The sequence below is a fragment of the Hymenobacter terrenus genome (genome assembly GCF_000972495.1).
Classification (GTDB): Bacteria; Bacteroidota; Bacteroidia; order Cytophagales; family Hymenobacteraceae; genus Hymenobacter; species Hymenobacter terrenus.
Genome location: NZ_LATM01000114.1, coordinates 1 through 1,077 on the forward strand (window position 1 = coordinate 1; position 1,077 = coordinate 1,077).

2 protein-coding genes and 1 pseudogene are annotated in these 1,077 nt (G+C 68.8%); all 3 read left to right on the top strand.

Annotation, left to right across the window (positions count from 1 at the left end; translation table 11 throughout):
- Positions 1 to 123 precede the first annotated feature (123 nt).
- Positions 124 to 315 (top strand): annotated as a pseudogene (locus WX88_RS29235) (helix-turn-helix domain-containing protein); the annotation flags it as partial.
- Complete coding sequence (locus tag WX88_RS26715) at positions 315 to 665, top strand: winged helix-turn-helix domain-containing protein (protein ID WP_046247490.1); 351 nt, start codon at positions 315 to 317, stop codon at positions 663 to 665. The pseudogene WX88_RS29235 and the gene WX88_RS26715, both read left to right, overlap by 1 nt.
- Before the next feature lie 3 nt (positions 666 to 668).
- Positions 669 to 1,070, top strand: coding sequence for a transposase (locus WX88_RS26720; RefSeq protein ID WP_052733155.1), 402 nt, complete (start codon positions 669 to 671; stop codon positions 1,068 to 1,070).
- Positions 1,071 to 1,077: the final 7 nt, after the last annotated feature.

The window sequence follows — 1,077 nt, forward strand, 5'->3', positions numbered from 1 at the left end:
TAACCAGGCCTTACTTTAGGGTATGAAACTAGCGCCTATTGTCTTAACAGTCGCCGAGGTACAGGCGTTGGAACGGGTGGCCGCCACGGGGGCACATGCACGGGGGCACCTGCGCGGGAACGCAAGCGGGCGCAGGCCGTGCTCAGCCACAGCCGGGGCTTGAGCTTGCGCCAGTTGGCTGCGGCTTACGCCGCTGACCGGGACACGGTACGCGCTTGGCTGACGCGGTTTGAGCACGGCGGTGCGGCGGCCCTGGCCGAAGGAGCGCGGGCGGGCCGGCCGCGAAAGCTGGGCCCGGCCGCCCAAAAAAAGTAATGGCCTGGGTGGGGGCTGCCTGCCAGCAGGTGCGCCGGCTCGTGCCCCGCCTCGGGCACGAACTGGGCCTGCGCGTGAGCCCGCGCACGCGCAAACGGGCCCTGCGCCGGGCCGGCTACGGCTGGAAACGCACCCGCCGCTCGCTCAAACGCCAGCGCGACCCGGCCGCCTGTGCCGCGTGCCGGCAGCAGTTGGCCGCCCTGCACCGGGCCGAGTTGGCCGGCCACGGGGCCGTGTACTACGCCGACGAGGTGCGCTTCTCCCGCCAGGCACCCGTGCCCTACGCCTGGCAAGTGCGCGGGCGGCCCTGCGCGGGCCTGCCGGCCGAGCGCGGGGCCAGTGGCGGGTAGTCGGTGCTGGGCTTTTGGCGGCCGGCTGCCCCGCAGGCCACGGGCCAGCAAGCGTTTACGGCCATCGTTTCGGCCTCGGCCTTTACCGCCGAGCTTTTCGTGCTGGCCGTGACCGAGTTCGTCGCCCACTTGGCCCAACCCACGGTGCGGGTGCTCGACAACGCCTCGATTCACAAGGCCCACGCCGTGAAGGCGCAACTGGCCTGCTGGGCAGCCCAGGGGCTCACGCTGCTGTTTTTGCCGCCCTATTCCCCCGAACTCAACCGCATCGAAATCCTCTGGCGCTTTTGCAAACACTACTGGCTCACGCCCGACGCTTATCTAACGCCCCAGACCTTGCTCCAGCACGTAACCGACCTGTTGTGCGAAATCGGCACCACAGACTACCGCATTACTTTTGCCTGACTACTTA

Coding starts and splice junctions, on each gene's coding strand:
- WX88_RS26715 (WP_046247490.1), top strand. CDS start 315: ATGGCCTGGGTGGGGGCTGCCTGCCAGCAGGTGCGCCGGCTCGTGCCC.